Here is a 25315-nt window from a genome sequence, read left to right on the forward strand (position 1 = left end):
GCGAAGGGCCGCAAAATATGCGGCCGTTTGGGTTAAGTCACACAATTGGCGCACCCGCCGCACCGGTTTGGCGACTGTCCGTCAGCAGCGAGGCGACCAGCGCGGTCCACCCCGTTTGGTGGGTCGCGCCCAGTCCCTCGCCCGTGTCGCCGTCGAAGTACTCGCTGAAGGTGACGTGGTCCCGCCACAGCGGTGAGTCGGTCGACTCGATCCGCTTGCCGTCCGCCGGGCGGCGGCCGTCGTGGTCGGGCAGGAACAGCGACACCAGGCGGCTGACCAGCTCGTCCGCCGCCCGACCGGCGGTGACGAAGCGGGTCGAGCGGGTGGGAAGTTCCACGTGGAACCTCCCGCCGTGGAACTCCTCGACCGTGCGCAGGGCCTCCACGAGCAGCGCGTTCGTCGGGAACCACACCGGGCCGCGCCAGTTCGAGTTGCCGCCGAACATCGGCGTGCGCGACTCGCCCGGCTCGTAGCCGATCCGGTGGTCCTGGTCGGCGACCTGGACCTCCAGGCCCTCGCGGTGCGCCGCGGACAGGCTGCGGATGCCGTGCGGCGACAGGAACTCGCCCTCGTCGAACATCCGGGTCAGCACGCGCCGCAGCTTGCGCTCGTCCAGCAGGCTCAGCAGCGCCCGGCCGTCGTGGCGGGTGACGAACTGGCGGAGTTCGGGGCGCCGCGCCAGGCAGTGCTCCAGGCGGCGCACGAACCCCGGCAGCTCCTCGAACACCCACGGCTCCAGCACCGCGCACGCCAGCACCGGGATCAGCCCCACCATCGACCGCACCCGCACCGGCTTGGACTCCACCGCGCCGTCCGGCAGCCGCCGCGACACCACGTCGTAGCAGAAGCCGTCCGTCTCGTCCCAGAGCCCGCGGCGGCCCGAACCGAACTGGGTGGACGCCTCGGCGATGCTCATGAAGTGCTCCACGAACTTCGTGGCCACGTCCTCGTACGACTCGTCGTGCCGCGCCAGCTCCAGGGCCATCTGCATCAGGTGCAGGCTGTAGGCCGCCATCCACGACGTGGCGTCGGACTGCTCCAGCCGCCACTGGCCGAGCATCGGCTCCGACCGGTTCACCGGGCCGATGTTGTCCATGCCGAGGAAGCCGCCCTCGAACAGGTAGCTGCCGTCGGCGTCCTTGCGGTTGACCCACCAGGAGAAGTTCAGCAGCAGCTTGTGGAAGACCTTGGCCAGGAACCTGCGGTCCCCGACCCCCTCGGACCGGTACACCTGGAGCGCCGCCCACGCGTGCACCGGCGGGTTGACGTCGCCGAACTCCCACTCGTAGGCGGGCAGCTGCCCGTTCGGGTGCATCAGCCACTCCCGGCACAGCAGGAGCAGCTGCTCCTTGGCGAACGCCGGGTCGACCCGGGCCAGCGGCACGGTGTGGAACGCGAGGTCCCAGGCCGCGAACCAGGGGTACTCCCACTCGTCCGGCATGGAGATCACGTCGGCCACGTCGAAGTGCCGCCAGTGGGCGTTGCGGGCGTGCGGGTTGCGCCGGGACTGGGGCGCGGCGGGCTGCGCCGGGTCGCCGGCCAGCCACTCGGCGGCGCGGAAGCGGTAGTGCTGCTTGGTCCACATCAGGCCCGCGAGCGCGCGCCGCACCACCGCGGCCCGCTTGGGGTCGAGGTCGGTGCGGTGGAACTCGTCGGCCTCCTGCTCGCGCTGGTCGAGCGTGTCCTGGAAGCTCGGGCCGAACGCGTCGAGGTGGCCGTCGTCCTGGACCAGCCGCAGCCGCACGGTCACCGACTCACCGGGCTCGACCGGGTCGAACGAGTACCAGGCGGCCACCTTGGTGCCCGGCTCGCCCGCCTCGTCCGGGCCGATCACCTGGCACGCCCGGCTGTCGCGGCCCACCACGTACCGGTCGATGCCGTCCTTGGTGTAGCGGGTGGGGTTGGCCTGCTTGCCGAACAGCTCCACCTCGTTGGTCTCGTTGTCCGTGACCAGCAGCGTCGGCGTGCCCTCGACGTGCAGCGTGTAGCGGCCCAGCGCGCCGTGCTCGGCGGTGATCCGGCGCCAGCCGTCGGTGGTGCGCGCGACCAGGGAGGGCTTGCGGTCGTCCCGGCCCCACGCCCAGGTGTTGCGGAACCAGAACTGCGGCAGCAGGTGCAGCGGGGCCGGGTCCGGGCCGTGGTTGGTGGCGGTCAGCTCGACGCAGATGTCGGTCGGGCCCGCCTTCGCGTAGGTGACCGCGACGTCGAAGAACCGGTTCTCGTCGAGCGCGCCGGTGTCGGACAGCTCGGGCTCGCGGTCGGTGCGGCTGGCCAGCCGGGCGCTCTCGCGCAGCTCGGCGTAGGGGAACTCACCCTGCGGGTAGCGGTAGACGACCCGCATCCAGGAGTGCGTGGGCGTGCCGTCGGTCACCCACCAGTGCTCCTTGGCGTCCTCGCCGTGGTTGCCCTCGTTGTTGGTCAGGCCGAAGTACCGCTCCTTGAGGATCGGGTCCCGGCCGTTCCAGAGCGCGACCGCCAGGTTGAGGAACCCGTGCACGTCGCAGATGCCCGCGATGCCGTCCTCGCCCCAGCGGTAGGCGCGGGAGCGGGCGTGGTCGAACGGGAAGGACCGCCAGGCGTCACCGCCCGCCGAGTAGTCCTCCCGGACCGTGCCCCACTGACGTCCTGCGAGGTAGGGGCCCCAGAAGCGCCAGGGAGCGGTGGGGGAGTCGGACCCCGCCAGTCGTGCCCGCTCCGCCTGCCGGTTGAGCTCGTTCACTGGGCCAGTGTGCGGCATCGGTTCAGTAAAGCGGTTACCGGTGAGTTAGGTCATTGCCGTGAAAGGTGTTGCGAACACCGTTTTCATCACTCTCCGTGTTGGCCGGCTCGGCGCTGGGCCATCCGGGGCGCAGTGCGCGCTCCACCGCAGGTCGGGCGCTGCTCCGGCCGCGAATCCGGCCGCGGGTCTCGATCTCGTGGCCGCTCCCACCCGAAGATGGGGCGCATGACCCAGCAGGGCACGACCTGGCGGCGGGACCGGATCGGTTCGGCGCTGCGCGGGGACAACCCCACCGTCCTCGCCCGCCTCGAAGCCGGCTTCGCCGTGGTCGGGGACGCCCAGTTCCTCCCCGGTTACTGCGTGCTGCTCGCCGACGACCCGCGCGTCGGCCGGCTCACCGACCTGCCCCGGCCCCGCCGCCTGCGGTTCCTCGCGGACGTCGACCTGCTGGCCGAGGCCGTCGAGGTGGTGTGCGGGCGGCGCGACCCGGGGTTCCGCCGGGTCGACGTCGAGATCCTCGGCAACGCCGTCCCGCACCTGCACGCCCACGTCCGCGCCCGCTACGGCTGGGAGCCCGCCGAACGCGTGGACGACCCCGTCCACCTCTACCCGCCGGAGGTCTGGACGGACCCGGCCACCGCGCTCGGCCCGCGGCACGACGAGCTCCGCGGCGACCTCACCGCGGAGCTCGACCGCCTCCAGAAGCTCTAGGTCCCCCGCGTTCCAGGGGGCTCCGGGGCGCCGACGCCCTAGCGCTTGGCGTGCGCGTCCAGCACCACCGACACGGCCTCGGTGATCCGCGTCGCGTGCGCCAGGTGCAGCCACTCGTCGGGCACGTGGCAGTTCGAGTCCGGCCCCACCGCGCCCGTGACCAGGAACTGCGCCTCCGGGTACGCCTCCTGCAGCAGCCCCATGAACGGGATCGACCCGCCCAGCGAGACGGTCCGCCAGGGCGCGTCGAACACCTCCTCGCCGACCACGTCCAGCGTCCCGCGCAGCCACGGCGCGAGCTCCGGGGCGTTCCAGCCGTCCGCGTGCTCCACGCGCGACAGCTCGACGGTCGCCCCGTAGGGCACGTCGGTGGTCAGCGCCCGCTCGACCGCTCGCAGCGCCGCGCCCGAGTCGGCCGTCGGCGGCAGGCGGAAGCTCAGCACCAGCGTGGTGAACGGCCGCAGCACGTTGCCCGCGTCGTCCGGCTGGGGCAGGCCCGCCGCGCCGGTCACCGACAGCGTCGGCCGCCACCCGGCGTTCAGCGCCAGCTCGACCTCGTCATCGGTCACCGGGCGCGTCCCGCCCGCCCACGGCACCGGCTCCACCAGCATCCCGGGCGCACTGGCCACCGCCTCGCGCACCTCGGCCACCCGGTTCGCGGGGACGTCCACGTGCGTCTCGCGCACCAGCACCTCGCCGGTGGCGGAGTCCTCCAGCCGGTCCAGCAGCTGCCGGGCGATGCGGAACGACGACGGCACGATGCCGCTCGACATGCCCGAGTGCAGGCCGCTCTCCAGCACCCGCACGGTCATCGTGACCTGCGCCAACCCGCGCAGCGAGGTGGTCAGCCACATGCGGTCGTAGTCGTTGCCGCCCGAGTCCAGGCACACCACCAGCGAGACCTGGCCCAGCCGGGGCCGCAGGTGGTCCAGGTAGGCGGGCAGGTCCGGGCTGCCGGACTCCTCGCCGGTCTCCAGCAGCACCACGCAGCGCGCGTGCGAGCCGCCCGAGCGCCGCACGCCCTCGATCGCCGCGACGGCGGCGTAGCCCGAGTAGCCGTCGTCGGCCGCGCCGCGCCCGTAGAGGCGGCCCTCGCGCACCACCGGCGTCCACGGCCCGAGCCCCTCGGACCAGCCGCCCACCGGCGGCTGCTTGTCCAGGTGCCCGTACATCAGCACGGTGTCGGTGTCGGTGCCGGTCGACATCCCGGCCGGGTCGGCGGTGCCGGGCACGTCCACCAGCAGCAGCGGGGTGCGCCCGGCCAGCCGGACGACCTCGATGGTCGCGCCGGGCAGCTCGCGGTCGGCGAGCCAGGCGCGCACGTGCTCGATCGCGGCGGCCAGGTGGCCGTGAGACTCCCACGCGGGGTCGAAGGCCGGGGAGATCGCGGGTACGGCGACCAGGTCGGACAGGCTGGGGAGGATGTCGCCCTCCCAGAGCTCGCGCACGGTACGGGTCAACGCTGAACGGTCCACCACCCGATCCTGTCACGCCCGACCGCCGTTTCGGTTGGTGGAAACACCCCGTGCCCCCGATGGTCGGTAGTCCACCCGTCCATCGGGGTCGGACATGGGTGTTCCCCGCGCGGACCCGGTCCCGCGGTGGTGCCCCGTCCTGGTTAACGAACGGTAACCAGGACAACGCTGTCCGTTGACCGGACGTGCTGCTCGGACGGCCGAAGATTGGCCTTCCTATCGTTACCGCACGTCAGGAGCTTGGGCATCCCGTAACGAACTGGGACGGGGCTCACCAACCCGGGTGAGGCCATGTCAGGATGTGGATGAGAACACCGTCAGCGCCGACGGTTGCCCGACCCTCGACACCCAGGGGGCGACGGCGACTGGCGGTGCCGCCGCGCACGGTTGCCACAAGCGACCCGGGCGGCCTCGTAGACGAGGAGACAAGGCGCATGTCGTCCCCCGAAGAATGGACGCACCCCGGGCCGGACGTCCCGCCCGCCACCGGTGCGACACCGACCCCGGAACAGGTGATCGCCGGCTTGCGAGCGACAGACGAGGGCGGCGCCGACCTGGTGCAGCTGCTCACGCCGGAGGGCGAGCGGGTCGAGCACCCGGACTTCGACATCGACGTGACGGCCGAGGAGCTGCGCGGCCTGTACCGGGACATGGTGCTGGTCCGCCGCGTCGACCGCGAGGCCAACGCGCTCCAGCGCAAGGGCCAGCTCGGCATCTGGGTCCCCCTGCTCGGGCAGGAGGCCGCGCAGATCGGCTCGGGCCGCGCGATGCGCCCGTCCGACATGGCGTTCCCCAGCTACCGCGAGCACGGCGTGGCCTGGTGCCGCGGCATCAAGCCGACCGACCTGCTCGGCATCTTCCGGGGCACCGACCACGGCACGTGGGACCCGATGGAGCACCGCTTCCACCCTTACACCATCGTGATCGGCAACCAGGTCCTCAACGCCGCCGGCTACGCCATGGGCCAGAAGTTCGACGGCGCCGTCGGCGATTCCGACGGCGAGGCCACCATCTGCTACTTCGGCGACGGCGCCACCAGCCAGGGCGACGTGCACGAGGGCTTCGTGTGGGCCGCGGTCTACGACGCGCCGCTGGTGTTCTTCTGCCAGAACAACCAGTGGGCCATCTCCGAGCCGACCGAGCGCCAGTCCCGCCTCCCGCTCTACCAGCGGGCCCGCGGCTACGGCTTCCCCGGCATCCGGGTCGACGGCAACGACGTGCTGGCCACCCTCGCGGTCACCCGCTGGGCGCTGGAGGAGTGCCGCCAGGGCAACGGCCCCGTGCTGATCGAGGCGTTCACCTACCGGATGGACGCCCACACCACCTCCGACGACCCCTCCCGCTACCGGCTGTCCGACGAGCTGGAGCTGTGGAAGCTCAAGGACCCGATCGAGCGGGTCAAGGTGCACCTGGTCAAGCAGCAGTGGGCCGACCAGGCGTTCTTCGAGTCGATCGAGCGCGAGGCCGACGAGGTCGCGGTCGAACTGCGCGACTACTGCGTCTCCCTGCCCGACCCACCGGCCGGGCGGATCTTCAGCGAGGTCTACGCCGAGGGCAACCCCGTCCTCGACGCGCAGCGCGACGAGTTCCTGGCCTACCACGCCGGGTTCGCGGGAGGTGACCACTGATGGCCGCTCCGACCATGGACCGCCGCGCCGCCGACACCGGCGCGCCCGCCGCGGTGCAGACGCTGACCATCGCCAAGGCCCTGAACAACGGCCTGCGCGCGTCGATGGAGGCCGACCCCAAGGTCATCGTGATGGGTGAGGACGTCGGCAAGCTCGGCGGCGTCTTCCGCATCACCGACGGGCTCCAGAAGGACTTCGGCGAGCAGCGCGTGCTGGACACGCCGCTGGCCGAGTCGGGCATCATCGGCACCGCGGTCGGCCTGGCCATCCGCGGCTACCGGCCGGTGTGCGAGATCCAGTTCGACGGCTTCGTCTTCCCCGGCTTCGACCAGATCGTCAGCCAGGTCGCCAAGCTGCACTACCGCACCCAGGGCCGCGTCAAGCTGCCCATGGTCATCCGCATCCCGTTCGGCGGCGGCATCGGCGCGGTCGAGCACCACTCCGAGTCGCCCGAGTCGTACTTCGCGCACACCGCCGGCCTGAAGGTCGTGGCGTGCTCGAACCCGGCCGACGCGTACTGGATGATCCAGCAGGCCGTCGACTGCGACGACCCGGTGATCTTCTTCGAGCCCAAGCGGCGCTACTACGAGAAGGGCCAGGTCGACACCACCGCCGAGCCCGCCCCGCTGTTCACCTCCCGCACCCTGCGCACCGGCACCGACGTGACCCTGGTGGCCTACGGCCCGATGGTGCGCACCTCTCTCGACGCCGCCGCGGCGGCCGCGGAGGAGGGCAGGTCGCTGGAGGTCGTCGACCTGCGCACGCTGTCCCCGCTGGACCTGGCGCCGGTGTACGAGTCGGTGCGGCGCACCGGCCGGCTGGTCGTGGTGTCCGAGGCGCCCAGCGAGGCGTCCCTGTCCTCGGAGCTGGCGGCCAGGGTGCAGCAGGAGTGCTTCTACTCGCTCCAGGCCCCCGTGCTGCGGGTGACCGGGTTCGACACCCCCTACCCGCCGTCGAAGCTGGAGGAGGAGTTCCTCCCGGACCTCGACCGGGTCCTGCACGCCGTCGACCGCTCGCTGGCCTGGTAAGGGGATCGCTGTGCCGCAGTTCAAGCAGTTCCCCCTGCCCGACACGGCCGAGGGGCTGACCGAGGCCGAGATCCTCACCTGGCACGTGCGGCCGGGTGAGGCGGTCAAGGTCAACCAGGTCATCTGCGAGATCGAGACCGCCAAGGCCGCCGTCGAGCTGCCGTGCCCGTGGGACGGCGTGGTGACCGAGCTGCTGGCCGAGGTGGGCCAGACGGTCGAGGTCGGCTCACCGATCATCACCATCGACCTGGACCCGACGGGCGCCGCCGCGCCCGCCGCCGCACCGGCCGGGTCGAACGGCAGGATCGGCGAGGAGGCGGCGGACGGCCGGGTCGCCAACCTGGTGGGTTACGGGCCCAAGTCGGGGGCGGCCAAGCGCCGCCCGCGCAAGGGCGGCACCGCCGTGGCCCCGCCCGCACCGGTCGCCGCGTCGCCGGTTGTCGCGCCGCCGGTCGCGCCGCCGCCGGTCGCCGCACCGCCGGCCGCGCCCGCCCCGGTCGTCCGGACCCCGGCCGTTCCCGCCCCGGCGCCTTCCCCGGCCCCCGCCCCGGCCCTCACCCCCTCCTCCGCTCCGGCTCGCGGCGGCTACGTGCCGCTGGCCAAGCCGCCGGTGCGGAAGCTGGCGAAGGACCTGGGCGTGGACCTGTACGCGCTGTCGGGCTCGGGTCCGGGCGGCGTGATCACCAGGGAGGACGTCGAGCAGGCCACCGCCCCGACCCCCGAAGCCGTACCCGTCCTCGCCCCCGCCGGCTCGCGGGAACGCCGCGTGCCGATCAAGGGCGTCCGCCGGGCCACGGCCCAGGCGATGGTGGACAGCGCGTTCACCGCACCGCACGTCACGGAGTTCCTGACCGTCGACGTGACGCCGATGATGGAGCTGCGGGCGCGCCTGAAGAACGCGCCGGAGTTCCGGGACGTCAAGCTCACACCGCTGGCGTTCGCGGCGAAAGCCGTGGTCCTGGCCGTGCGCCGCACCCCCGACGTCAACGCGACGTGGGACGGGGCGGCGCAGGAGATCGTCTACAAGGACTACGTCCACCTCGGCATCGCCGCCGCCACCCCGCGCGGCCTGGTGGTGCCGAAGGTCCGCGACGCCGACGGCATGTCGCTGCGCGAGCTGGCGGTGTCCCTGGAGGACCTCGCCACGACCGCCCGCGAGGGCAGGACCACGCCCGCCGACATGGTGGGCGGCACCATCACCATCACCAACGTCGGCGTCTTCGGCGTCGACACCGGCACGCCGATCATCAACCCGGGCGAGGTGGCGATCCTGGCCTTCGGCGCCATCCGCGACATGCCGTGGGTGGTGGACGGCCAGGTCGTGCCGCGCAAGGTGTGCCAGCTGGCGCTCAGCTTCGACCACCGCGTGGTCGACGGCCAGCAGGGCTCGCGGTTCCTCGCGGACGTCGGCGCGCTCCTCGCCGACCCCGGCGTGGCGCTGACCTACTGAGGCGCGTCGCCGGAGCCGCCCGACGCGGCGGCTCCGGCGACGGCCGGCAGCGTCGTGCCCACCAACTTCACCCGCCTGGCCCTCAGCCACGGGCGGTCCACGGACTCGTCCGCCAGCACCACCACCTCGGTGAACGTGCTGTCCAGGAACCAGGCGTTGGTCTCGTAGACGAAGATGCCACGCAGGTCGATCCGCGAACGGGTCACCGCGGTGCCGTCCACGACGAGGAAGCCGAACGACCTCTTGCGCGCCATGTCCGGGCGGAGGTCGGAGAAGTCCAGCTCGCTGTCGGTCACCATGCTGCGCTCGAAGCGGACCGTGGCGCCCGCCACCTCACCGGAGCGGAAGGTGATCTTCGCTCCGGTCAGCGCGGTGCGGAAGAAGTAGACCGTCCGGCCCCGGATCTCGCTGCCGGTGAAGTCGACCGAGGTCTTGGTGAACTCCGCGCCCACGAACTCCACGGTGGCCTGGTCCAGCAGGACGTCGCGGAAGCTGACCTCGGCGGAGGTGAAGACGGTGCCGTGGCAGCTGAGCGTGGTGTTGCGGAAGACCGTGCGCTCGAAGGACGTGTGGGGGCCGGTGAACACCGCGCCGTCGAAGACCACCCTGCCCTGGAAGGTGATCTCGCTGAAGTCGGCCTCCCTGAACTCGATCCCGGTGAAGTCGAAGTCCAGGTCCGACCACGGTCCAGGGGTGTGCGGGTTGCCCAGCCGGGCCCGCAGCACCCGGAAGATGGCGGCGACGACTTCACGCTCACCCTTGCCCCGCGGCACCTCGCCCTCCTGCTCCTCGTCGTCGCGGGGCAGGCGCAGGTAGGAGCACAGGACGTCCAAGCAGGTCTGCCGCTGCGCGACCCAGTCGTCGGCCAAGCCCGCCATCGCGTACACGCCCGCCACCCGAACCGCGGCCTGCTCGTGCCCGAGCTGCGCCGAGGTGGCGCTGAAGCGCTCGTTGAACAGCTTGGTGCGCTCGCGCTGCTCCTGGTCGAGCGTCAACACGTGTGCGGCCTCGGTGACCCGCTGCCTGCGGTAGTTCACCGCGAGCGCAACGACACCACCGAAACCCGCGACCACCGCCAACGCGATCTTGAGCAGGTCCAGCACCTCGGTGGCGGTGAACGAGACGCCCCTCGGCAGCGCGGGCCACCCGAAGACCCACAGCAACCCGGCACCCGTGCCGGCCGCGATCACCAGCGCGATCGCGAACCACGCCACAACCGACCGCCACACCGGCCCTTGGTGGTGCGAGGGCTCCCTGCGGTTCGTGAGCCGCCACAGGGCGAGCAGACCGAGGAGAGCCGCCGCGGCAGGCCAGTAGGCGTCGAACAGTTCCCGCGCGGTTGCCGGCACGACACGTCATCGTGCCGGACCATCGCGTCAATCGGGTTGAAGTTCCAGCGACTGGAGAGTTCAGGGTGGTCCCCGTGACGCACTACTCGATCGGCGACCTGGCGCGGATGACCGGCCTGTCCACGCGGACGATCCGGTTCTACTCCGACTCCGGCCTCGTCCCCGTGGCGGGGCGGACGGTCGGCGGCTTCCGCACCTACGACGTCGACGGGCTGGCGCGGCTCAAGCTCGTGAGGACCCTGCGCGACCTGGGCGTGGACCTGCCCACCGCGCGACGGGTGCTGGCGAGCGAGGTGTCCGTGGCCGAGGTGGCCCGGACGCACGCGGAAGCCATCGACGCGCAGATGCGCACGCTCCGGCTGCGCCGGGCCGTGCTGCGGGTCGTGGCGCGGAACGGGGAGGTGGAGATGGTGCACGAGTTGGCGCGGCTGTCGGAGCAGGAGAGGCAGGCGGTCCTGGACGACTTCTTCGAGGAGGTGTTCGGCGGGCTGGACCTGGAACCGGGCTTCGAGCAGGGCATGAGGTCCGTCCGGGTCGAGCTGCCCGACGACCCCGCGCCCGAGCAGCTGGAGGCGTGGATCGAGCTGGCGAACCTGGTGCGCGACCCGGACTTCCGGGCGTCGATCCGCCGCATGTCGGTGCGCCACCAGGAGCTGAGGGCGGAGGGCGCCGACCTGTCCGCCCCGGCGCCGGAGCAGCAGGAGGCGTTCCGGTACGCGATGTCCCAGGCACGCGAGGCGATGACCGCGGGTGTCTCCCCGGGCTCTCCCGAGGCCGCCGCCGTGGTGCGGCGGGTCGACGAGAGGTGGTCGACCGCCCTGGACGTCCCGGTGGGCCCGGAGTTGGCGCGGCGGCTGGAGGAGTTCGGCGACCCGAGGGCCGAGCGGTACTGGGCGCTGATCGCCAGGGTCAACGGCTGGCCCGCGGTCCCGGACACGGCCGCCGAACGGGCCTGGTTGGCGGAGGCGGTGCGGTAACCGTCCGGAAAGCGGTGGACGGGGTCTTCCGCGTCCCGAAGACCCCGTCCCGCTCCCAGCCGGCCCGACCACGGCCTGGGGTGGTCGACTACCGAATCGTCATCCCCGAGATGGCCCGTGAAATGACCAAACGCTGGATTTCGCTGGTCCCCTCGAAGATGGTGAAGATCTTCGCGTCCCGGTGCATCCGCTCCACCGGGTGCTCCCGCGTGTACCCGGCCCCACCCAGCACCTGGATCGCCCGCTCCGTGACCCACACCGAGACCTCACCGGCCTTCAGCTTGGACATCGACCCCTCACCCGCCGTGAACGGCACGTTGTTGCGGCCCATCCACGCGGCCCGCCACACGAGCAGCCGCGCGGCGTCGATCTCCATCCTCATGTTCGCCAGGTCGAACGCGATCGACTGGTTCTCGATGATCTTCCGCCCGAACGCCTCGCGGTCCTTCGCGTACTCCAGCGCGTACTCGTAGGCCGCCCGCGCCACGCCCACCGCCATGGCACCCACCGTGGGACGCGTGGTCTCGAACGTCGCCATCGCCGCCTGGCCACCGGCCCGCTGACCCTCGCGGGCCCGGGCCAGCCGCGCCTCCAGCCGCTCCCTGCCGCCCAGCAGGCAGCGACCCGGCACGCGCACGTCGTCGAGGAACACGTCCGCCGTGTGCGACGCGCGCATCCCGTGCTTCTTGATCTTGCCCGGCGAGGACAGCCCCGGCGTGCCGGGCGGGACGACGAAACCGGCCTGCCCCCGCGCGCCCAGCGCCGGGTCGACCACGGCCGTCACCACGTGGACGTTGGCGATGCCGCCGTTGGTGGCCCACGCCTTCTGGCCGTTGAGCACCCACTCGTCGGAAGCCTCGTCGTACACCGCCCGCGTCCGGTAGCCCGCCACGTCGGAGCCCGCCTGCGGCTCGGACGCGCAGAACGCGGCCAGCTTCGGCTCGTCCTCCGTGCCGAAGCACTCGGGCACCCACTCGGCCAGCTGCTCGGGCTCGCCGGACGCGAAGATGCCCGCCGCGGCCAGCCCCGTGCCCATCAGCGCCAGCGCGATCCCGGCGTCACCCCAGAACAGCTCCTCGGTGGCGATCGGCAGCGACAGCCCGATCGGGTCGGCGAACCACGTGGCCAGCGACTCGAACCCGTACAGGCCGATCTTGGCGGCCTCCTGGATCACCGGCCACGGCGTCTCCTCGCGCTCGTCCCACTCGGAGGCCGCCGGTCGGATCACGTCCTTGGCGAAACCGTGCACCCAGTCGCGCAGGTCGACCTGGTCCTCGTTCAGCTCAAGCGAAAAACCGCCCATGTCCCCTCACGCCTTCGGGATGTTGAACAAGCTCATGAAACCGGCCGCGAAGCCCAGGTCGCCCTTGACCTTCAGCTTGCCGGTCATGAACAGCACCGGGGCCGACGCGTTGCCGGTCGCGAGCTTCAGGAACTCCACCGGTCCCAACGTCACCGAGGCCCTGGGGTCACGGGTCGCGGACTTGTTGATCACGCACGCGGCGTTCTCGATGATCACCTCGTACAGGTCCTCGGACGACCCGCCGGTGAGGTGGAAGTGCACCACGGCCCGCGTCGCGCCGGCCCGGTCGCCGCGGAAGTGGGCCTCCATCCGCCGGAACACCTCGTCGAGCACGCGCGTGCGCAGGCCGGGACGGGACGTGACCGCCTCGACCTGGTCCTTGGACGCGCGGGAGATGATGCGGGCGAAGTTCTGCGGGTCCATCCGCGCCAGGTCCAGGGCGGCGCCGCCGTCGGCCAGCGCGCCGAGCGCGTCCAGCAGGTCGGCGAACTCGTCGCGGCCGAGCTTCTGGGGGTCGATGGCGCGCGCGATGACGTCGATGTCGACGTCCCGGAGCGCCGGGTCGTCCGGGTCGACCTGCTGGAGCGTCGAGATCAGCTCCCGCGGGCTGAGCTTGGCGATCGCCTCGGTGGAGAGGTCGATGGTCATGAGTGGCACCTCCGCTACCTACTAAGCGGTAAGCCTACTGGCCAGTAGGTAGGGGGGCAAGCACTTCGGAGTAACCTTGCCGCAGTCTTCAGGGGGTGTGATGCACGCTGAGCAACCGGTACGCGCCGGCCGGGCGAAGAGGCTGCCCCGCGCGGTGCGCGAACGGCAGATCATGGACGCGGCCGTGGACGTCTTCTCGCGCCTGGGTTTCCACGCCGCGTCCATGGACGAGATCTCCGAGGTCGCGGGCATCTCCAAGCCCATGCTGTACGCGTACCTGGGCTCGAAGGAAGAGCTGTTCGCCACGTGCATCCGCCGCGAGGCCACCCGCATGATGGAGGCCATCGCCCACGGCGTCGAGGCCGAGTCCCCGCCGGACGTGCAGCTGTGGAGCGGGCTGCGCGCGTTCTTCGGCTTCGTCGGCGAGAACCGGGCCGGCTGGCAGGTCCTGCACCGGCAGGCGTCCTCGCAGGGCGGGCCGTTCGCCCGGGAGCTGGCCGACATGCGCGGCCGGGCGATCAGCCTGGTGGCCGCGCTGCTGGTGCACTCCGCCGACTTCGCGAACGTGCCGCGGGCCGGCGACAAGGAGGCCGAGTCGCTGGCCGCGGCACTGGTGGGGGCGGGCGAGTCGCTGGCGGACTGGTGGCTCGACAACCCCGAGGAGCCGGCCGGCGTCGTCGCCGCCCGGCTCATGAACCTGGTCTGGATGGGCTTCGGGGACCTGGTGGCGGGCGACGTGTGGCACCCGCCGTCGCGGCGGACGACGGCCGGCTAGACCGGGCCGGCCAGACCGGGCCGGTCAGGCCAGGGCGTCCTTCAGCACCGCGACGGCCTGGGCGATGGCGGCACCGGCGGCGTGGGTCTCGCGCAGCGCGTTGAGCATCACGAAGTCGTGGATCACGCCCTGGTAGCGGACCGCGGTGACCGGCACGCCCGCCTCGCGCAGCTTGGCGGCGTACGCCTCGCCCTCGTCACGCAGCACGTCGGCCTCGGCGGTGATCACCAGCGCCGGCGGCAGGTCGCGCAGCTGGTCCACGGACGCCCGCAGCGGCGAGGCGGTGATCGCGGCCCGCTCCTCCGCCGAGGTCGTGTACTGGTCCCAGAACCACTGCATCGCGTCGCGGCGCAGGAAGTAGCCCTCGGCGAACTCGTGGTACGACGGCGTGTCGAAGGCCGCGTCGGTCACCGGGTAGAACAGCACCTGCCGCACGAAGCGCACGTCGCCGCGCTCCTTGGCCAGCAGGGTCAGCGCGATCGACATGTTCCCGCCGACCGAGTCGCCCGCCACCGCGAGGCGCGAGGCGTCGAGGCCCTTCGCGGCGCCCTCGGTGGTGATCCACCGCGCCACGGCGTAGCTCTCCTCGATCGCGGTCGGGTACCTGGCCTCCGGGGAGAGGCTGTAGTCGGGGAACACCACGGCCGCGCCGGTGCCGACGGCCAGTTCGCGGACCAGGCGGTCGTGGGTGTGGGCGTTGCCGAACACCCAGCCGGCGCCGTGGACGTAGAGGACCACGGGCAGCGTGCCGGTGGCGCCGAGCGGGCGCACGATCCGGACGGGTACCCCGCCGACGATCACCCGCTCCTCGTCGACCTCGGGCTTGGCCACCTCGCCCGACTGCACCTCGTCCACGGCCTTGCGGCCGTCGACCGGGCCCAGGTCGAACAGGTACGGCGGGTTGGCGGTCGCGGCGGCGAACGCGGCGGCGGCGGGCTCCAGGAAGGTCATCTCGGGCTCCTTCTCCCTCGTTGCGGGCTGATGGTCAAAACCATAGCTCGCAATTAGATCGTGCACAATCTAAGTGGGTGCTGGTGTACCGTGGGCTCCCTCACAAGGGGCACCCGGAGGAGGAACGTCGTGCGGGACTTCAGCCTGGAGCTGGACGACCAGCTCTGCTTCGCGCTCTACGCCGCCTCGCGGGCGGTCACCGCGCGGTACCGCCCGCTGCTGGACGAGCTGGGCCTGACCTACCCGCAGTACCTGGTGCTGCTGGTGCTGTGGGAGCGCGGCTCGGCCCCGGTCAAGGACCTCGGGACCGCGCTCCAGCTCGACTACGGCACGCTCTCGCCCCTGCTCAAGCGGCTGGAGGCCAACGGCCTGGTGCGGCGCGAACGCCGCGCCGAGGACGAGCGCTCGGTGCGCGTCGTGCTCACCGCGCAGGGCGAGGAGCTGCGGGAACGCGCCAAGGACGTGCCGCCCGCGATGGGCGCGGCCATGGACCTCGACCCCGAGCGGACCGCCCTGCTCCGCGACCTGCTGCGCACCCTGGTCGCCAACGTCAGCCGCTGATCAGGCCCTCCAGGTGCGGCTTGCGCGACCACAGCGCGAACCGCCAACCGCTCCCGGTCGGCGTGGTCGAGAAGCCCACCCGGCCGGGCAGGGCGAGCGGGGCCTTGAACCGCACGTCCACCTCGCACGCGTCCGGCAGCCGGCCCTCGAACGCCGCCACGCACCGGGCCTTCGACCACATCCCGTGCGCGATGGCCCGGGGGAAGCCGAACGCCCTCGCGGTGAGCGCGTGCAGGTGGATGGGGTTGCGGTCGCCCGACACCTCGGCGTAGCGCCGCCCGGTGTCGGCCGGCACCCGCCACACCGCGGTGGGCTCCGGCGCCCCGGCCCGCTCGCCGCCGGCCCGGCCGCCGCCGGCCTGCCCGCCGTCGCCTCGCCCGCCGCCCCGCTCGTCGTCGCCTCGCCCGCCGTCGCCATGCCCGTCGCCTCGCTCACCCCCGGACCCGCCGCCGACGCCCCCGTCCCGCCGCAGGTAGGTCGACACGTCGACCCACACCTCCTCACCGTCCACGGCGGCCGTGGTCACCACGTCGAACTGCCGCCCGCGCTCGTGCGGCCGCAGGTCCACCGCCTCCACGCGCAGCGACAGCGGCTCGCCCACCAGCAGCGGCCGGGTCCGGGTGATCCGGTTGGCGACGTGCACCAGGCCGGGCAGCGGGAACGGGAACCCGGGCCCGGTCATCAGCGCGACCTGGAGCGGGAACCCGAGCACGTGCGGGTAGGTGATCGGCAGCTCGTCGCGCACGCCGAACCCGCACACCCGGCCGTAGCGGGCCAGGCGCCCGGGGTCCACGACCACCTCGGCGGCCGGCGAGGTCCCGGGCAGCTCGGAGCCGCGCCGGGTGAACCCGGTCAGCGCCGCCTTCGCGTACAGCCACGTCAGGTTCGCCATCACGCGCCCAGCAGGCTCTGCCCGCAGACCCGCAGGACGTTGCCGTTCACGCCGGCCGACGCGGGGTGCGCGAACCACGCGATCGCCTCGGCCACGTCGACCGGCAGCCCGCCCTGCGACACGCTGTTCATGCGCCGCCCGGCCTCGCGGATCACCAGCGGCACCGCGGCGGTCATCCTCGTCTCGATGAACCCGGGTGCCACCGCGTTGACCGTGGCGCGGCCCGCGACCTCGGCGGACAGGGCGCCGACCAGGCCGATCACACCCGCCTTGGTGGTGGCGTAGTTGGTCTGGCCGACGTTGCCCGCGATGCCCGCGATGGACGACACGCCGATGATCCGGCCGTTGGCCCGCAGGGCGTCCGCGGCCAGCAGCGCCTCGGTCACCCGCACCGGCGCGGCGAGGTTCACCGCGACCACCGCGTCCCACCGGTCCGCGTCCATCCGGCCGAGCGTCCGGTCCCGGGTGATGCCCGCGTTGTGCACCACGACGTCCACGCCGCCGTGCCGCCGCACGAGGTGCTCGACCAGCCGCCCCGGCGCGTCGGCCGCGGTGACGTCGAGCTGGAGCGCCGTCCCGCCGACCCGGTTGGCCACCCCCGACAGCTCCTCGCCCTGCGCGGGCACGTCCAGGCACACCACGTGCGCCCCGTCGCGCCCCAGCACCTCGGTGATCGCCGCGCCGATGCCGCGCGCCGCGCCGGTGACCAGCGCGACCTTGCCCGCCAGCGGCCTGTCCCAGTCCGCCGGGGCCTCGACCTCGGCCGGGTCGACCCGGATCACCTGGCCGGACACGTACGCCGACCGCCCGGACAGCAGGAACCGCAGGGTCGACTCGATCGCGTCCTCGGCGCCGGGCGCGACGTGCACCAGCTGCGCCGTGCCGCCGCGCTTGAGCTCCTTGCCGACCGACCGGGTGAACCCCTCCAGGGCGCGCTGCGCGATCCGCGACACCGCCTGCTCGGGCGACGTGCCCAGGACGACCACGCGCCCGGACGGGCCGAGCGACCTGATCACCGGGTGGAAGAACCCGTGCAGCTCGCGCAGCCGCTCGACCGAGTCGATGCCGGACGCGTCGAACACGAGCGCGGCGTACCGGCCCGCGCCCGAGCCCGAGCCGGCCTCCGGCCCCGCCTCCACCACCCGCGCGCCCATCGACCCCAGCGCCGAGCGGACGGGTTCCACGAGCCGCCCGCCGCCGCCGAGCAGCACGGGGCCGTCGAGCGGGGGTTGGCCGGGGACGTGGCGGCGCAGCGGGTGCGGGTGGGGCAGGCCCAGCCTGCCCACGACGAACCGCCCGAACCCGGAGTTGGCGAACGACTGGTACCGATCCATGCGGACATTCCACCCCCTACTCGTTGGTAAGTCTACTGATCAGTAGGTAAGATCCGGGCAGCACCCGCCCACACCCCCGGAGGACGACATGGCGCGCGTAGCGATCCTCGGCGGCAACCGCACCCCCTTCGCCCGCTCCAACGGCCCCTACGCCGCGGCGTCCAACCAGGACATGCTCACCGCCGTGCTCGACGGCCTGGTCAGCCGCTTCGGGCTGCGGGGCGAGCGGCTCGGCGAAGTCGTCGCGGGCGCGGTGCTCAAGCACAGCCGCGACTTCAACCTGGTCCGCGAGGCCGTGCTGGGCAGCGGGCTGGCCGCCGAGACGCCCGCGCACGACGTGCAGCAGGCGTGCGGCACCGGCCTCCAGGCGGTGATCGCGGTGGCCGACAAGATCGCCCTGGGGCAGATCGAGGTCGGCATCGCCGGCGGCGTCGACACCACCAGCGACGCGCCGATCGCGGTGAACGAGGACCTGCGCGCCGTGCTGCTGGAGTTCAACCGGGCGCGCACCGCGGGCGCCCGCCTCCGGGCCGCGCTCAAGCTGCGCCCCCGGCACGTCGTGCCCGAGGTCCCGCGCAACGGCGAGCCGCGCACCGGCCTGTCCATGGGCGAGCACGCCGCCGTCACCGCGCGCGAATGGGGGATCACCCGGGAGGAGCAGGACGAGCTGGCCGCGGCCAGCCACCGCAACCTCGCCGCCGCCTACGACCGGGGCTTCTTCGACGACCTGGTGACCCCCTTCCAGGGGCTGACCCGCGACCAGAACCTGCGGCCGGGCTCCAGCGCGGAGGAGCTGGCCCGGCTCAAGCCGGTGTTCGGCCGCGGCGAGGGCGCCACCATGACCGCGGGCAACTCCACGCCGCTCACCGACGGCGCGTCCGCGGTCCTGCTGGCCTCCGAGGGGTGGGCCGAGGCCCGGCGGCTGCCCGTGCTCGCCTACCTGACGTTCAGCGAAACCGCCGCCGTGGACTACGTGCACGGCGGCGAGGGCCTGCTCATGGCCCCCGCGTACGCGGTGCCGAGGATGCTCGACCGCGCCGGGCTCACCCTCCAGGACTTCGACTTCTACGAGGTCCACGAGGCGTTCGCGTCCCAGGTGCTGGCCACGCTCAAGGCGTGGGAGGACGCGGACTTCTGCAAGGGGAAACTGGGCCTGGACGCGCCGCTGGGCGCGATCGACCGGTCGAAGCTCAACGTCACCGGCTCGTCGCTGGCCGCCGGGCACCCGTTCGCGGCGACCGGCGGGCGGATCGTGGCCACGCTGGCGAAGCTCCTGGCCGAGCGCGGCAGCGGTCGCGGACTCATCTCGATCTGTGCGGCGGGTGGTCAGGGCGTTACGGCGATCGTGGAGCGCTAACCTGAACGTTACGCCAATAGAGTGATGCAGGTAACACTGAGCATTCCGCCGTCGCTGGACAGTCATGGACCACTCACGGCTCTTCGCCGCGGTCGTGCTCGTGGCGGCGACCTGTGCTGCCTGCGGCGGGGACTCCGGCGACACCACCACCGTGCGCATCGGGGTGACCGCCTCGGCCAACGAGCCCCGCGTCGAGCTGACCAGGACCGTGGCCGAGCGGCTGACCACGGCGTTCGAGGACGGTCGGACGCGCCTCGTCGTCTACCGCGACGGCGAGGCGGCGGGCGGCGCCCACTCCGACGAGGTCGTCTCGGCCGACTCGGACGACGGACTCGACCCGGCCGGCCGGGTTGCCCGGCTCAACGGGCAGCTCGCCCGGATCGACGGCTCCGGCTCCGCGCTGGACCCGCTGTCCGTGCTCGCCGACATGGCCTCCGCCGAGGGCCCGGCCCTGCTCGTGCTGCACAGCAGCGGGCTCCAGACCACCGACCCGCTCGACCTGACCAGGCTCGGCCTGGACCTCGACGTGACCGCGCTGGTCGACGCGGTGCCGGACGACGCGCTGCCCGACCTCGCGGACAAGGAGGTCGTGTTCTCCGGCCTCGGCCAGGTCAACGGCGCGCAGCGACCGCTGCCGCCGGGCGCGCAGGCGGCGCTGGTGCGGCTGTGGCTGGGCATCTGCGAGCGGTTCGGCGCGGCGAGCTGCACCCACGACCCGGACCCGGTGCCGCCGGGCGGGCCGGTCACCCGGGTCGAGGTGCCGACCGTGGACATCGGGGAGGTGCAGCACCAGGACGCGCTGGTGAGCATCCCCAGCTCGGTGCTGTTCGAGGCGGGCGGCGTCGAGCTGGCGCCGGGGGCCCGCGAGGTGCTGCGGGAGGTGGCCGACAGGTTCGACGGCCGCACCACCGGGCGGGTCATCGTCCGCACGGCCACCGCGGACTCGGCCGAGGCCGCGCTCGACCTGACCCGGCGCCGCGGCGAGCGCGTGGCGGCGGAGCTGGTGGACCTCGGCGTGAGCCGGTCGGCGCTGACCGAGGTCGTCGGGGCCGGGTTCGGCGCGCCGCTGGCCGTGGACCTGGACTCCTCGGGCGACCTGGTCCCCGACGCGGCCGCGCGCAACCGGTCCGTGGTGGTGGAGCTGGCGCGGCCGGGTTCCAGCAGCTAGCGGGCCCGGGAGGTCAGTCCAGCAGCGACCAGGTGGCGGTGCAGCGGATCGTGACGGTGATCTGCTGCGCCTCCAGGTTGAGCCGCCCCACCTCCGGCGCGGCGCCGGGCGAGCCACCGCCGTAGGCGGCCATCACGCGCGACGAGTCGCCCGCCCACGTCTCGGCGTCGCCGTCGGCGAGCCGGTGCAGCGGACCCAGCCGCGCGCCCAGGGCCTGGACGTAGCCCTCGGCCCGGCGGCGCGCGTCCACCACGGCCTCGCGCTGCGCCTCGCGGACGGCCTCCGAGTCGTCGGCGAGCTGCCAGTTCGGGCCGCCCAGCCAGCTCGGCTCGGCGGTCACCAGCGCGGCCAGCAGGTCGTCGAGCCGGGCGAGGTCGTCGACGCGCACCACGTAGTTCTGCGTGGCGCGGCTGCCGGACCGCCGCTTGCCGTCCCAGTTGTCGTGCACGTGGAGCTGCCGCGAGCGGACCTCGACGCCCGGTCCGGTCAGCGCCGCCTCCACGCCGGTGATCCGCGCGGTCAGCGCGTTCACCGCCTCGTCGCGGGTCGAGCCCGTCGTCTCGAAGCCCACCTGCACCTCTGCGCGGTCGGCGGTCCGCTCGACCCTGCCGACGCCCTTGGTCACCACTTCGGCCACGGGGCCACGCTACCGCCGATGACGTTCGACGGGGCCGCGCGGCTCGATCACCTGTTGACCGGTTCCGCCTTCGGACGCGCCCACAGCGGTTTGTCCTGGGCGCGCCGACGGCGTGCGGGGGCGGACCCGCTGCGCCCTCGTCCGTCCCCGTCCCAGGCAGTCGGAGCGCCCGCCGGCAGCCGAAGGCGCATCCGGTACAGGAGGTGTCTTCCGCGCGAATCGTCGGCATCTATGCGGTTGCGGCCGGTGATTCATCGGTATGTGCGGTACCTCACCGGAAAATCGGGTGCGCTTCCACCCCTGAAGGGTGCATACTTGAGGCACACCACCAAGAGATGTCTGAGAGGGATGAACCCCCGATGAACTTCACTGCGAAGCTCCGCGCTCGTCGTGTCGAGGCTCGCAACCGCAAGGCTGTCGCCCGAGCGATCGACATGGCGCCGACCCCGTCGATGCGCCACGAGCTGATGGCGATCGCCCAGTCCCAGGTGACCGGCCTCCGCTGAGGTCGGGCCCCGACGCCTCCACCGGCCCGCGCGACGGCCGCCCGATCGACACCGGGCACACGCCCCGCCGCTCGCGCGCCGGTGGAGGGGGAACGACGAAGCCCTGCCGCACCTCCCGCGCGGCAGGGCTTCGCCACATCAGAAAAGTGATCTCCGTCACACCCGATAGCGGATGTAACAGTCCACGATCGTGTCCCGATGTTCCTGATGACCCCGCGGTGCTGTCGGACCCCCGACCTGGCAGCACCGCGGGGTTTCCCGTGTCCCGGCTACTCGGCCGTGGCCGAGCCGTTCCAGGTGTCATCCGTTCTGCGGGCACGCCTGATCGTCACTGCTTCCCCCTGGTTGTTCTGCTTGTCCCCCATGGACAACTCCATCGTGCCACCGGGGTACGACAGTTTCTTGAGCGTTTGCTGAGAGCATGAACCGGTGAGGCTCCCGCTCCTGGTCGTCGACGCGGCCAACGTCGTCGGCTCCGTCCCCGACGGCTGGTGGCGCGACCGAGCCGGCGCCACCACCCGGGTGAGGGACAACCTCCTGGGCGTGGTCGACCCGGGCCTCCCGACCTTCCCCGGCCCGCTGGAGATCGTCCTCGTGGTCGAGGGCAGGGCCCGCGGCGTCGAGTCGGTCCCCGGGGTCCGGGTGGTCGCCGCCGCCGGGTCGGGCGACGACGAGATCGTGGCGGTGGTCCGCGCCGAGGGCGCCGACCGCCCCTGCGCGGTCGTCACCGCGGACCGCGCGTTGCGCGAGCGGGTGACGGCGCTGGGCGCGGAGGTGCTGGGTCCCCGCTCGGTCCGGTGATCCCGCGTTCCGCTCCCCGCGCGGGCGGATTCCCGTGCCACCGGCTCCCCCGCTCGCCTCGCGTCGATGCCGTGACGCCGCAGGACCTCGCCCCGATCCTCAAAAACGAGCCGCGCTCGAACCGCTGCCCGCATCGTGGACGCCGGAACAGACCGGCCTCGACGTCGTGTTGACTCCGGACGTGACGACCGCTCCACGCCGCCGTGCCCGTGTCCGCGCCCCCGAGCTCGTCGGGCGCGAGTGGTTCAACACGGGTGACCGCGAACTCAAGCTCGCCGACCTGCGCGGCAAGCTCGTGCTGCTCGACTTCTGGACCTTCTGCTGCATCAACTGCCTGCACGTGCTGGACGAGCTGCGCCCGCTGGAGGCCGAGTTCCCCGACGTCCTGGTGACGATCGGCGTGCACTCGCCCAAGTTCGTCCACGAGGCCGAGCGCGCCGCCGTCGCCGCGGCCGTCGAGCGGTACGCCGTCGAGCACCCCGTGCTCAACGACCCCGAGCTCACCACCTGGCAGAACTACGCGGTGAAGGCGTGGCCGACCCTCGTCCTGGTCGACCCGGAGGGCTACGTCGTCCACGTCGCGGCCGGCGAGGGCCACCTCGACGCGCTGCGCCAGGTCGTCTCCGAGGTCGTCGCCGAGCACGAGGCCAGGGGCACCCTCCACCGCGGCGGCGGCCCGTACGTCGCGCCGCCGCCCGCCGCGACCGAGCTGCGCTTCCCGGCCAAGGCCCTGCTCACCCCGCGCGGCACCCTGCTGGTCAGCGACTCCGCCCACCACCGCCTGGTCGAGCTGGACGCCGACGGCGAGACCGTCCTGCGCCGCTTCGGCACGGGCGAGCGCGGCCGCCGCGACGGGCCGGACCCCACCTTCTCCGAGCCCGCCGGCCTCGCGCTGCTGCCCGCCGGGGTCGCCGAGCGGGTCGGCTACCACGTCGTCGTCGCGGACACGGTCAACCACCTGCTGCGCGGCCTGGACCTCGACACCGGCGAGGTCACCACCGTCGCCGGCACGGGCGAGCAGTGGCGCGACGGCGCGACCGACGGCCCCGCCGACGGGATCGCGCTGACCAGCCCGTGGGACGTGGCCTGGTGGGAACCTGCCGGCGGCGTGGTCGTGGCACTGGCCGGGAACCACACGCTCGGGCTGTTCACGCCGCTGGAGGGCCGCCTCGAACGCCTCGCCGGCACCACCGTCGAGGGCCTGCACGACGGGCCCGCGGCGGAGGCGTTCTTCGCCCAGACCTCGGGCCTGGCCGCGGCCGGCGACCGGCTGTGGCTGGTCGACTCGGAGACCTCCGCCCTGCGCTGGCTGGACGCCGACCGCACCGTGCACACCGCCGTGGGCAAGGGCCTGTTCGCCTTCGGCCACCGCGACGGCGACGCCGAGCAGGCCCTGCTCCAGCACCCGCTGGGCGTGACCGCCCTGCCGAACGGCCAGGTCGTCGTCGCCGACACCTACAACGGCGCCCTCCGCCGCTACGACCCGGCCACCGGCGAGGTGTCCACCCTGGCCACCGACATCGCCGAGCCGTCCGACGCGGTCCTGGTCGACGGCGAGCTGGTCGTGGTGGCCTCCGCCGCCCACCGCCTGGAGCGCCCGGTCGCCCCCGGCGCCCGGCTCAGCGTCACCGGCGACGCCCACGAGGTCCGCCGCCCGCCGTCCGTGGTCGGTCCCGGGGTCCTGGAGCTGGCCGTCGTGTTCACCCCGCCCACCGGCCAGAAGCTGGACGACCGGTACGGCCCGTCCACCCGCCTGGAGGTCACCAGCTCCCCGCCCGGCCTGCTGGCGGGCGGCGCGGGCGTCGGCACGGACCTGGTGCGCGAGCTGCGCGTGGCCGAGGGCTTCACCGAGGGCGTGCTGCACGTCGTCGCGCAGGCCGCGAGCTGCACCGACGACCCGGCGGTCGAGCACCCGGTGTGCAGGCTGGCCCGCCAGGACTGGGGCGTGCCGATCCGGGTCGAAAAGGACGGATCGGACCGCCTACCCCTCATGATGGGTGGCCTCGACGAGGCCATCTAGACTCTGCGGGTGGCCGATGTCAAGCTCGAGATCCAGATGCTGCACGACCGCGTGATGGTGCGGATCTCGCCGGAGGACGGCGAACGCCGCAGCAGCGGTGGCATCGTGATCCCGGCGACCGCCCAGATGGCCAAGCGCCTGGCCTGGGGCGATGTGATGGGGGTCGGCACCAACGTGCGGCACGTCAAGGTCGGCGACCGCGTGCTGTTCAACCCGGAGGAGCAGTTCGAGGTCGAGGTGCAGGGGCAGACCTACCTCGTGATGAGGGAGCGGGACGTCCACGCCACCGCCACCGAGCGGACGGACCAGGGAACCGGGCTTTACCTGTGAACTGCCCGAACGTGATCGTCGCGTGACGGCGGTCGGGTAAGCAGTCCCAGGACCTTGCGGAGAGGCAAGAGGGGGAGCGGTGCCGGAGAACCAGCGACCGGAGTACGACGCTGAGCGGACCAAGGCGATGGAGCCGGTCCGCCCGTCGGGCACCGCTTCGGAGCGCACGACGCAGATCGCCGCGTCGTCCGTCCAGGAGGCCGGGTGGCCCCAGGCCGAGTGGCCGCAGGAGGAGCCGGACACCGAGGCGGGAGCCGGCTCCGACGCCAACGCGACCGTCCGGAACGTCACGCCGCCCGGACCGCCGGCCAACGGCGCCGCGCCGGCCGGACCGCGGCCCAACGGCAAGGCCAACGGTCAGGCCAACGGCCCGGCCAACGGTCAGGCCACCGCCAAGGCCGGTGGCCAGGGGGTCGAGGCCACGCAGGTGATGCAGCCGGCGGTGGACGTGACGCGCGCCCTGTCGGGTGAGCAGAACCGCCAGGCCGAGCAGAACCGCCCCGCCGACGCCACGCAGGTCGTCCCCGCCGACGCGACCCGGGCGCTCCCGGCCGACGCCACGCGCGCGCTGCCCGTCGACGCCGCCCGCACCACGTCCGCGCCCCAGCCCCACACGCCTCAGCCCCAGCCCACGCCCCAGCCCACGCCCAGCCCCACCGCGGCCAGCAGCCGGTTCACCGCCCCCGTGGACGACA

The 25315-nt window shown here is 73.1% G+C and carries 22 protein-coding genes and 1 pseudogene; 14 read left to right on the forward strand and 9 right to left on the reverse strand.

What is annotated here, in order from left to right; translation table 11 throughout:
- Window positions 1-37 precede the first annotated feature (37 nt).
- Window positions 38-2719: an MGH1-like glycoside hydrolase domain-containing protein gene (locus tag ACFP3R_RS33930; protein ID WP_380642406.1), complete on the reverse strand. Its 2682-nt coding sequence runs from the start codon at window positions 2717-2719 to the stop codon at window positions 38-40.
- 225 nt (window positions 2720-2944) lie between these two features.
- On the opposite strand from ACFP3R_RS33930, the gene ACFP3R_RS33935 reads away from it, so the two are divergent.
- Entirely contained in the window at window positions 2945-3430 is a 486-nt protein-coding gene (locus tag ACFP3R_RS33935; RefSeq protein ID WP_380642408.1) for an HIT family protein, read from the forward strand.
- Between the two features lie 38 nt (window positions 3431-3468).
- Here ACFP3R_RS33935 and ACFP3R_RS33940 read toward each other — a convergent pair whose 3' ends face one another.
- Window positions 3469-4905, reverse strand: coding sequence for a M20/M25/M40 family metallo-hydrolase (locus ACFP3R_RS33940; RefSeq protein WP_380642410.1), 1437 nt, complete (start codon window positions 4903-4905; stop codon window positions 3469-3471).
- 434 nt (window positions 4906-5339) lie between these two features.
- Between ACFP3R_RS33940 and pdhA the strand changes: the two genes are divergently transcribed.
- Genes pdhA through ACFP3R_RS33955 form a run of 3 tightly spaced genes read left to right on the forward strand, consistent with a single transcriptional unit; the run spans window position 5340 to window position 9011 of the window.
- Window positions 5340-6533, forward strand: a complete 1194-nt coding sequence (gene pdhA / locus ACFP3R_RS33945) for a pyruvate dehydrogenase (acetyl-transferring) E1 component subunit alpha (RefSeq protein ID WP_380642412.1) — start codon at window positions 5340-5342, stop codon at window positions 6531-6533.
- Complete coding sequence (locus ACFP3R_RS33950; protein WP_380642414.1) at window positions 6533-7561, forward strand: alpha-ketoacid dehydrogenase subunit beta; 1029 nt, start codon at window positions 6533-6535, stop codon at window positions 7559-7561. The genes pdhA and ACFP3R_RS33950 overlap by 1 nt, the downstream gene beginning before the upstream one ends.
- Before the next feature lie 10 nt (window positions 7562-7571).
- The gene (locus ACFP3R_RS33955; protein ID WP_380642416.1) at window positions 7572-9011 is read left to right on the forward strand and encodes a dihydrolipoamide acetyltransferase family protein; all 1440 of its coding nucleotides are present in this window, start codon (window positions 7572-7574) and stop codon (window positions 9009-9011) included.
- Here the strand turns inward: ACFP3R_RS33955 and ACFP3R_RS33960 are convergent.
- Entirely contained in the window at window positions 9005-10360 is a 1356-nt protein-coding gene (locus tag ACFP3R_RS33960; protein WP_380642418.1) for a hypothetical protein, read from the reverse strand. The two genes, ACFP3R_RS33955 and ACFP3R_RS33960, sit on opposite strands and share 7 nt — an antisense overlap.
- Before the next feature lie 74 nt (window positions 10361-10434).
- Here ACFP3R_RS33960 and ACFP3R_RS33965 point away from each other — a divergent pair, with 74 nt between their 5' ends.
- Entirely contained in the window at window positions 10435-11337 is a 903-nt protein-coding gene (locus tag ACFP3R_RS33965) for a helix-turn-helix domain-containing protein (protein ID WP_380642420.1), read from the forward strand.
- Between the two features lie 88 nt (window positions 11338-11425).
- Here ACFP3R_RS33965 and ACFP3R_RS33970 read toward each other — a convergent pair whose 3' ends face one another.
- The gene (locus ACFP3R_RS33970; protein WP_380642422.1) at window positions 11426-12640 is read right to left on the reverse strand and encodes an acyl-CoA dehydrogenase family protein; all 1215 of its coding nucleotides are present in this window, start codon (window positions 12638-12640) and stop codon (window positions 11426-11428) included.
- Between the two features lie 6 nt (window positions 12641-12646).
- Window positions 12647-13288, reverse strand: a complete 642-nt coding sequence (locus ACFP3R_RS33975; protein WP_380642424.1) for an SCP2 sterol-binding domain-containing protein — start codon at window positions 13286-13288, stop codon at window positions 12647-12649.
- Between the two features lie 100 nt (window positions 13289-13388).
- Here ACFP3R_RS33975 and ACFP3R_RS33980 point away from each other — a divergent pair, with 100 nt between their 5' ends.
- A complete protein-coding gene (locus tag ACFP3R_RS33980; RefSeq protein WP_380642426.1) occupies window positions 13389-14063 on the forward strand; it encodes a TetR/AcrR family transcriptional regulator in 675 nt (224 codons plus the stop codon).
- A gap of 24 nt (window positions 14064-14087) precedes the next feature.
- Here ACFP3R_RS33980 and ACFP3R_RS33985 read toward each other — a convergent pair whose 3' ends face one another.
- Window positions 14088-15014: an alpha/beta hydrolase gene (locus ACFP3R_RS33985; RefSeq protein ID WP_380642428.1), complete on the reverse strand. Its 927-nt coding sequence runs from the start codon at window positions 15012-15014 to the stop codon at window positions 14088-14090.
- A gap of 129 nt (window positions 15015-15143) precedes the next feature.
- Here ACFP3R_RS33985 and ACFP3R_RS33990 point away from each other — a divergent pair, with 129 nt between their 5' ends.
- Complete coding sequence (locus ACFP3R_RS33990; protein ID WP_380642430.1) at window positions 15144-15575, forward strand: MarR family winged helix-turn-helix transcriptional regulator; 432 nt, start codon at window positions 15144-15146, stop codon at window positions 15573-15575.
- Here the strand turns inward: ACFP3R_RS33990 and ACFP3R_RS33995 are convergent.
- Complete coding sequence (locus tag ACFP3R_RS33995) at window positions 15565-16467, reverse strand: MaoC family dehydratase (RefSeq protein WP_380642452.1); 903 nt, start codon at window positions 16465-16467, stop codon at window positions 15565-15567. The two genes, ACFP3R_RS33990 and ACFP3R_RS33995, sit on opposite strands and share 11 nt — an antisense overlap.
- A complete protein-coding gene (locus ACFP3R_RS34000; RefSeq protein ID WP_380642432.1) occupies window positions 16467-17801 on the reverse strand; it encodes a 3-oxoacyl-ACP reductase in 1335 nt (444 codons plus the stop codon). The genes ACFP3R_RS33995 and ACFP3R_RS34000 overlap by 1 nt, the downstream gene beginning before the upstream one ends.
- A gap of 88 nt (window positions 17802-17889) precedes the next feature.
- Between ACFP3R_RS34000 and ACFP3R_RS34005 the strand changes: the two genes are divergently transcribed.
- Complete coding sequence (locus tag ACFP3R_RS34005; RefSeq protein ID WP_380642434.1) at window positions 17890-19158, forward strand: acetyl-CoA C-acetyltransferase; 1269 nt, start codon at window positions 17890-17892, stop codon at window positions 19156-19158.
- Between the two features lie 64 nt (window positions 19159-19222).
- Window positions 19223-20326 carry an OmpA family protein gene (locus ACFP3R_RS34010; RefSeq protein ID WP_380642436.1) on the forward strand — a complete coding sequence of 368 codons (1104 nt, stop codon included), beginning with the start codon at window positions 19223-19225 and terminating at the stop codon, window positions 20324-20326.
- 13 nt (window positions 20327-20339) lie between these two features.
- On the opposite strand, the gene ACFP3R_RS34015 is transcribed toward ACFP3R_RS34010, so the two are convergent.
- Window positions 20340-20963, reverse strand: a complete 624-nt coding sequence (locus tag ACFP3R_RS34015) for an SIMPL domain-containing protein (RefSeq protein WP_380642438.1) — start codon at window positions 20961-20963, stop codon at window positions 20340-20342.
- Window positions 20964-21322: 359 nt separating this feature from the next.
- Between ACFP3R_RS34015 and ACFP3R_RS34020 the strand changes: the two genes are divergently transcribed.
- The 5 genes and pseudogenes from ACFP3R_RS34020 to ACFP3R_RS34040 form a co-directional block, all read left to right on the forward strand.
- Window positions 21323-21469, forward strand: coding sequence for a hypothetical protein (locus ACFP3R_RS34020; protein ID WP_380642440.1), 147 nt, complete (start codon window positions 21323-21325; stop codon window positions 21467-21469).
- Window positions 21470-21898: 429 nt separating this feature from the next.
- The gene (locus ACFP3R_RS34025; RefSeq protein WP_380642442.1) at window positions 21899-22270 is read left to right on the forward strand and encodes a PIN domain-containing protein; all 372 of its coding nucleotides are present in this window, start codon (window positions 21899-21901) and stop codon (window positions 22268-22270) included.
- 181 nt (window positions 22271-22451) lie between these two features.
- Entirely contained in the window at window positions 22452-24290 is a 1839-nt protein-coding gene (locus ACFP3R_RS34030) for an NHL domain-containing thioredoxin family protein (protein WP_380642444.1), read from the forward strand.
- A gap of 9 nt (window positions 24291-24299) precedes the next feature.
- Entirely contained in the window at window positions 24300-24620 is a 321-nt protein-coding gene (locus ACFP3R_RS34035; RefSeq protein WP_380642446.1) for a GroES family chaperonin, read from the forward strand.
- A gap of 79 nt (window positions 24621-24699) precedes the next feature.
- A pseudogene (locus ACFP3R_RS34040) lies at window positions 24700-25315 on the forward strand (hypothetical protein); the annotation flags it as partial.

Source organism: Saccharothrix lopnurensis (assembly GCF_042658445.1).
Lineage (GTDB): Bacteria > Actinomycetota > Actinomycetes > Mycobacteriales > Pseudonocardiaceae > Actinosynnema > Actinosynnema lopnurensis.

What these genes read in the sequence shown, in the direction of transcription:
- ACFP3R_RS33935 (WP_380642408.1), top strand. Translation starts at nt 2,945, where the DNA reads ATGACCCAGCAGGGCACGACCTGGCGGCGGGACCGGATCGGTTCGGCG.
- pdhA (WP_380642412.1), top strand. Translation starts at nt 5,340, where the DNA reads ATGTCGTCCCCCGAAGAATGGACGCACCCCGGGCCGGACGTCCCGCCC.
- ACFP3R_RS33950 (WP_380642414.1), top strand. Translation starts at nt 6,533, where the DNA reads ATGGCCGCTCCGACCATGGACCGCCGCGCCGCCGACACCGGCGCGCCC.
- ACFP3R_RS33970 (WP_380642422.1), bottom strand. Translation starts at nt 12,640, where the DNA reads ATGGGCGGTTTTTCGCTTGAGCTGAACGAGGACCAGGTCGACCTGCGC.
- ACFP3R_RS33975 (WP_380642424.1), bottom strand. Translation starts at nt 13,288, where the DNA reads ATGACCATCGACCTCTCCACCGAGGCGATCGCCAAGCTCAGCCCGCGG.
- ACFP3R_RS33980 (WP_380642426.1), top strand. Translation starts at nt 13,389, where the DNA reads ATGCACGCTGAGCAACCGGTACGCGCCGGCCGGGCGAAGAGGCTGCCC.
- ACFP3R_RS33985 (WP_380642428.1), bottom strand. Translation starts at nt 15,014, where the DNA reads ATGACCTTCCTGGAGCCCGCCGCCGCCGCGTTCGCCGCCGCGACCGCC.
- ACFP3R_RS33995 (WP_380642452.1), bottom strand. Translation starts at nt 16,467, where the DNA reads ATGGCGAACCTGACGTGGCTGTACGCGAAGGCGGCGCTGACCGGGTTC.
- ACFP3R_RS34000 (WP_380642432.1), bottom strand. Translation starts at nt 17,801, where the DNA reads ATGGATCGGTACCAGTCGTTCGCCAACTCCGGGTTCGGGCGGTTCGTC.
- ACFP3R_RS34005 (WP_380642434.1), top strand. Translation starts at nt 17,890, where the DNA reads ATGGCGCGCGTAGCGATCCTCGGCGGCAACCGCACCCCCTTCGCCCGC.
- ACFP3R_RS34010 (WP_380642436.1), top strand. Translation starts at nt 19,223, where the DNA reads ATGGACCACTCACGGCTCTTCGCCGCGGTCGTGCTCGTGGCGGCGACC.
- ACFP3R_RS34020 (WP_380642440.1), top strand. Translation starts at nt 21,323, where the DNA reads ATGAACTTCACTGCGAAGCTCCGCGCTCGTCGTGTCGAGGCTCGCAAC.